The organism is Okeania sp. (assembly GCF_983059655.1).
In genome coordinates this window covers 1-5,871 of the sequence record NZ_CEZPJD010000502.1, presented here as the reverse complement: position 1 = coordinate 5,871, position 5,871 = coordinate 1, and the positions used below count along the sequence as shown (strand labels likewise).

Annotated in this window: 8 protein-coding genes and 1 pseudogene; 4 read left to right on the top strand and 5 right to left on the bottom strand. The window is 39.0% G+C overall.

The features are described 5' to 3' along the window. Positions 1-268, bottom strand: a pseudogene (locus AC3DU7_RS22815) (hypothetical protein); the annotation flags it as partial. A gap of 130 nt (positions 269-398) precedes the next feature. Between AC3DU7_RS22815 and AC3DU7_RS22810 the strand changes: the two are divergent. Then, positions 399-1,427 carry a hypothetical protein gene (locus tag AC3DU7_RS22810; protein WP_488041585.1) on the top strand — a complete coding sequence of 343 codons (1,029 nt, stop codon included), beginning with the start codon at positions 399-401 and terminating at the stop codon, positions 1,425-1,427. After that, entirely contained in the window at positions 1,390-1,842 is a 453-nt protein-coding gene (locus tag AC3DU7_RS22805; RefSeq protein ID WP_488041584.1) for a WD40 repeat domain-containing protein, read from the top strand. Before AC3DU7_RS22810 ends, AC3DU7_RS22805 begins: the two co-directional genes overlap by 38 nt. Before the next feature lie 185 nt (positions 1,843-2,027). Here AC3DU7_RS22805 and AC3DU7_RS22800 read toward each other — a convergent pair whose 3' ends face one another. The 3 genes from AC3DU7_RS22800 to AC3DU7_RS22790 all read right to left on the bottom strand — a co-directional run bounded on the left by AC3DU7_RS22800 (position 2,028) and on the right by AC3DU7_RS22790 (position 3,218). Beyond that, the gene (locus AC3DU7_RS22800; protein WP_488041583.1) at positions 2,028-2,465 is read right to left on the bottom strand and encodes an MAG6450 family protein; all 438 of its coding nucleotides are present in this window, start codon (positions 2,463-2,465) and stop codon (positions 2,028-2,030) included. Further along, the gene (locus AC3DU7_RS22795; RefSeq protein WP_488041582.1) at positions 2,466-2,921 is read right to left on the bottom strand and encodes a Panacea domain-containing protein; all 456 of its coding nucleotides are present in this window, start codon (positions 2,919-2,921) and stop codon (positions 2,466-2,468) included. It lies immediately after the preceding gene. 87 nt (positions 2,922-3,008) lie between these two features. Continuing rightward, the gene (locus AC3DU7_RS22790; protein ID WP_488041581.1) at positions 3,009-3,218 is read right to left on the bottom strand and encodes a hypothetical protein; all 210 of its coding nucleotides are present in this window, start codon (positions 3,216-3,218) and stop codon (positions 3,009-3,011) included. A gap of 46 nt (positions 3,219-3,264) precedes the next feature. Here AC3DU7_RS22790 and AC3DU7_RS22785 point away from each other — a divergent pair, with 46 nt between their 5' ends. Further along, positions 3,265-3,411, top strand: coding sequence for a hypothetical protein (locus tag AC3DU7_RS22785; protein WP_488041580.1), 147 nt, complete (start codon positions 3,265-3,267; stop codon positions 3,409-3,411). A gap of 427 nt (positions 3,412-3,838) precedes the next feature. Next, positions 3,839-4,405: a Uma2 family endonuclease gene (locus AC3DU7_RS22780; protein WP_488041579.1), complete on the top strand. Its 567-nt coding sequence runs from the start codon at positions 3,839-3,841 to the stop codon at positions 4,403-4,405. Positions 4,406-4,823: 418 nt separating this feature from the next. On the opposite strand, the gene AC3DU7_RS22775 is transcribed toward AC3DU7_RS22780, so the two are convergent. Then, positions 4,824-5,570, bottom strand: coding sequence for an SDR family oxidoreductase (locus AC3DU7_RS22775; RefSeq protein ID WP_488041578.1), 747 nt, complete (start codon positions 5,568-5,570; stop codon positions 4,824-4,826). Between the last annotated feature and the right edge of the window lie 301 nt (positions 5,571-5,871).

Below are 5,871 nucleotides of genomic sequence, written 5' to 3'. Positions count from 1 at the left end.
GTATATTAATCAGAAATGACTCAATTAAACGGGATTGCTTTTGTTTATCCCAACGGCTTCTTCTTTGATAAAATGGTCGTAAATCCATATATCCAGGTTTCTTTAATGCTTCTGCAAAACTCGGAAGTTTTTCCCGATTAATTTCAGTAAGTATTCTTTTTTCTCTCGAATGATATTTAGCAACAATATCAGTTGCATATTTCCCATTTTTGGTTTTTTTTGTAGCTTTTTCTTGCCACATCTTTTGTTCAATTGGTAATAGTGACATTTTTTTTCCTTAAATTTGAACTCTAATTTATGATTGTATAAGAATTTTTTTATTATGGTCAAAAGTTTAAAGGTTTAGCTTTACATAGTATCCTAAAAATCCTGCTACTTTCAAAAAGAGGTTAAATTTTATGCATGGAGAAATCTTTGTTGCTGGTACTAAGTTTGTTTCCGGAGCTTTCCAAAGTGCTTTGAATGGATTGGCTAAAGGCTTTACAGAAGCCAAGGCAAAGCAATGGGGCGAATCGAAAAAAAAGCAATCGTCTAATTCCAGTGCTATTGTGCAGCAAACTAAAGAACAAGCACAATGGATACAAGCACAATCTGAATATCTCAAGCGACGAGAGGAGAGGGAGACACGGTTAGAAAAGCTGCAAGTAGAACAACAGAAGTTACAAGCTTATATTGCTGGAGAGCAAGCACAACGAGAAGAACGCGCTCTCCAACTCAAAGAAAATGAATTGCAACTACAAGCTAATATTGCGGCAGGTCAAGCACAACGAGAGGAACGCGCTCTCCAACTCAAACAGGAAGAGTTACAAATTCAGCAACAAGATTTGCTGGAACGGCGCGAACTTGCTCGCCTGCAATGGGAGTTGATGCGGGAGTTGCACGCTAAGACAGTTGAGGTGAAACTGACGGAAATTCAAACGATTTGGGATTTGGAGAATTGGTTCTCGAAATTGAGTAGGCAGGAAACGGAGGATATTTTGCGCAAGGGGCAGCAGCAATATCGGTTGTTAGTGCTGGCATCGCCTCCCGATATCAGCGAAGATTGCCCCCAGTCTTTTCACAACAACTTGAAAATCGAAATCCAGAGCAAGTTAAAGGAGTTCCTGCATAAAAATTATCCTTTTAATCCAGAGGCGGATAATTTCTCTCCTTGTCCGGTGGAGTTTTACGGGGATTATTTCAAGGAAGCGATTTCGGATATTCGGGTGAAGCAGTTACAGAAGTTGTTAGCACCGGTGCCGACGGTGGTGCTTTACTGCCAGATTAGCGATTATGAGGTGAATTTCCATCTTGGGCATTGGGGACTACACGACGATGAAGTTTCTTTGTTGCCGATGCAGGCGTGGGATTGGGAACAGGCGCAGGAAAAGCTTGAGGAGGCGGGTTTTGATGAAAAGAAGAGTTTGCAACGGGCAATTCCTGGCTAGTGGCAGTAAAGACTGCACCATCAAACTTTGGCATCTTCACACCGGAGAGTTGCTGGATACCCTAAAAGAGCATTCAAATAATGTCAGTTCTATTGCCTCTAGTTCCAATGAACAACCCCTGAGCAGTAACGATGAAGTCTCCAAGTGGTATCTCGACCCTGGAAACCGCCTACCTGTCGATCGCGAATTTCCCGTAACCAGTCCCGATCGCTCTCTTCTGGTCAAACAAAACTACAACGAAACCACCGAAACATGGAATCTGGAGATTATCGACGCTGCCACCGACAAACTGTTAGAAACCCTCCCCGGTCATTCGGGTTCCATCGAACAAGTCATCTTTAGCGAAGACGGCAACACGATGGTGAGTCTAGGAGGAGATTTAGTCATCAAAGTTTGGCGTCGGGGAGAGAGCTGAAGTCAGAAGTTAGAAGTTACAGCAGATTTCAAGTATATGAAGTATAAATATTAACAATTAAATATTTGTAGTGCGGGCATCTTGCCCGCGTAGGTGTACCTCACCAAAGTGGAATCCTCTCTACATTTTTGCTGTGAGTAAATTTGAGAGATTGAGAATGCCCACAAATATTATTCTCATCTAAATTATTCAGGGCAAACAGAATGATTTTTATCAAACCAAACTATATAGTAAACTGTATCTACCCGAAATCCAAAAATTCGCTTTTTTTCATCTATTCTCATTTCTGATAATTTAATATCTTCCGGTATATTTTCTGGTAAAGATGGATGACTATTAATTAATTTATAACCTGTTCCAACTGATGAACCGCGTTTTTTTGAACCTTGAGTTTTTATCTGCCCCCAGGTATATTTTTCTATTTTCTTTAACCCTTGAATTAAGTCATTAATTTCTGATGAATTCCAATCAGATAAAAGCCAACGATTTTTATCTGTGTATGTAAATCTAAAGCTAGGATTTTCATTATCGGTACTACTTTCTAATGGTGGGGTTGCTTGAGCAGGAATTTGTCTTCCTTGATTTTTTCCTGAAGGTTTTTTTATTCGATTTTTTTTGCTCAATTAAGCCTCCACCATCTCTGAATAGAAAACCTTCATATCTGACTGAGAAATAATATTATTCGATGGTTGAGCTGGTTCTAAATCTTTTCTGGCATTTAGCCAAGGAGTTTCTGAATGTGTTAATTCTTGTAGGTATCTGGCACTTAATTCTCCATAAGTATTCCATACTTCCTCAAGAACTTCTATTTCATCTTTTGCAAATTCTATTTCTAACTCTTCAGGTGGTGGAATATCCCGATAATTGTAAGGTTTATATTCATTCCAAACATCACGAATAATAGGTCCGGAAACCCAAGCTTCAATATCTTGAAAGAACAGAGGTTTATTTCTAAATACTAAACTCCAAGCTTGTGCGTAATATACAAGTTTTTGTAATTTTAGAGGAGAGATTGTATCGCCAGCTTCTCTGTCAATACGACATAAAAAGTAACGAGCTATATCAAGGGCATTTTTCATAGGTTTTATTCTCCTTGGCAGTTTCTTTGATAGACTTAGGAAGCTGATTAAATGCTTTCCAAAATTTAGAGGTAATTTGAGAGTTCATCAGAAATTTAAAGGTCTAGTTTTACCTTCTTTAAACTCGGCGATCGCTTCATCGGCAAGTTGGGCGAGTTGGTCTTGAGAATTAGCAAAATTTTCTGCCCATTTTTTCTCGTCTTCTATTTCTGCTAGGATGAGATAAGCTATAGCTTCTTGTTGGTTTTCTGGTAGTTGAGATAGTTTAGTTAGTGCTTGTTGTAGGATATTGGTCATATTTTTTTTGGTGATTATTTCTTATTAATTTAGCGGAGAAACAAAAATGATACAAGAGCAAATTTTTGAAGAAAGTAGTGGTAATGTATTTGCCGATATTGGTTTGGAGGATGCAGACGAACTTTTTACACGAGGAAAAATAGGTATTCAGGTAATACGTTTGTTGAAAAAACGCCATCTTAGAACAGGATGAAATTAGTGAATTTTTGGGTATTTCTCAAGCAGAAGTATCTCATTTAATGAACGGATAATTTCAAAAGTTTAGTGAAGGAAAACTACTTGATTTTCTCAAACGACTTGATATAGAAATTACTTTACACCGTGTTTGAGAAGAAACCTAAAGCTGAAAAATCTGCATAGTGTTATGCGCGGAGCTAGGAGCTGTGATTTAACGGTGAGAGTGTCATTTCAGTTATCAGTTATCAGTTATCAGTTATCAGTTATCAGTTATCAGTTAAAAGTTAACAGTTAACAGTACCTCGCAGCTATTCCCAGAGGCTTGACATAAGGAATATTCTCTTTTTTTATCCCCTTAAAAGGGGAGGCTTGAGACCTTTTTTTTTTGGTCAAGAACATTATACTGTATTAACTCTACTTAATTAATTAGGAGAATTATAAGGATGTCCAAGACTGCTATCCAAGAAAAAAGGCTCACACTGGATGAATTTTTGTCATCCCCTTTAGCTAGTGAAAACTATGAATATTTCGATGGAGAATTAATTCAAAAAATGTCACCAAAACGTTCTCATTCCCGTGTCACACTTGCTTTATCCTCAATTCTTGAAGATTGGAATCAAGATAAGGGGGAAGTCGGTATCGAATGGTGTGTTCGCTTAAAACGAGATGACAAAGATTGGTGTCCGATTCCAGACTTACTCTATATATCTTATGATAAGTTAGGGGAGATTGAATTAGAAGATGATGCTTGCCCCATTCCCCCTGAATTAGTCATAGAAATTATATCACCTGCTCAATCTTTTAGTAACCTTAGTGAGAAAGCGGAAGCTTATCTAAAAGCAGGGGTATCCCTTGTTTGGTTAATTGATACAAAGGTTAAGAAAATCACCGTTTTTTATCCAGATTCTCCTCCACAAACGAAGCAAGGGGAAGATAGTTTAGGGAATGATTTATTACCTGAGTTAAGTTTAACTCCTCTGCAAATTTTCCAGAAAGCAAAGTTAATTTAGCTGTGAATGTAAGGGGAAAAGACATCCGACCCTCACTTACCCAAACTTGGCGTACTGAGAAGGTTCGTGTCAGATAGTGCAGTTTTGTAAAATTGGCTCTCACTGCCTGCTACCTAAAATTTGAGCCAGACAGTAATACCATTAGGGCTAAAACTAGAGAGGCTGCAATGATTGTGTCAACTAATTTTAGAATCATTTTCTGGCAAGATTAAAAAGCCTTTGCCTAGAAAAGTATGCTACACCTTTCATCAACTTTTTTTAATAAGTAGTGAAGGCTAAAATCGGGTAGATTCGTTATCTAGTTTGTGATTACAGGTTAGTTGGTACTTAATTACAGTTACTCTAGTTTTACACCTTCAATTGGTTATCGCTTCTTCAGAAATCCTCTCCCTGAAACCGACTTTGTAATCTACTAAAGCTAGAATTCTTGCACAGTTGGACGGATAATGATTTCGTTCACATCCACATCGGCGGGTTGTTCAATCACATAGGCAATTGCGCGCGCTATGGAATCCGCAGGAATTGCATTATTCTCATAGAGTTCTTTCACAGCAGCAGCGCTACCTTGATCAGATGAACCATGTTTTAACTCAGACTCAACTAAACCGGGTTCAATGCTTGTGGTACGAATGTTACCCCCTACCTCATGGCGCAAGCCTTCACTAATAGCGCGTACAGCAAATTTTGTACCGCTATAGACTGTCCCACCGGGGCTGAAGACTTTCACCCCTGCAACAGAGGATATATTGATAAAGTGACCACTATCCTGCTTTTCAAAGACAGGCAGTGCAGCAGCTACACCATAAAGAACACCTTTGATGTTGATATCAATCATGCGCTCCCATTCATCCACCTTTAGTGCAGTCATCGGGGCGATCGCCATGAGGCCCGCATTATTCACCATTACATCAACGCGGCCAAAAGCATCGATAGCCTTTTGTACCAAGGCCTCAACATCACTTTTGATTGTCACATCCGTTACCAGATAGTCTGCTTCACCACCCACTGCTTTTAAATCATTTACGATTGCTTGAAGTTTATCTTCACGGCGAGCGCCGAGAATAATCTTCGCACCCAAACTTGACAGATGCCTTGCTGCTGCCTCACCCAAGCCGCTACTGCCACCCGTGATTACAACAACTTTATTTTCAATGTTATTCGTCATATTTTTATCCTTTATTTGATCTATTTTGAAAGGAATCCCATTAGCTCACTCCTTAGTTTAGCTTGCAAGTTATTTAGATGCAAGTCTCTTAAAAAGTATAGTGAGGTTGGCCTTAACAAAGAACAGAATTGAGGCAGTATCACAGAAGAAACATGGTTTATTCTGACCAACTTTTATGATTTAGAAACGACAACAACTCTAATATATAAAACCGTTACCTCTTCCCCCCCATCTCGGCCTCCGGTTTGTCCTCCCCCCACCAACCAATTTTTTTCAGCAGATCCTAATTAGGGTACGCATT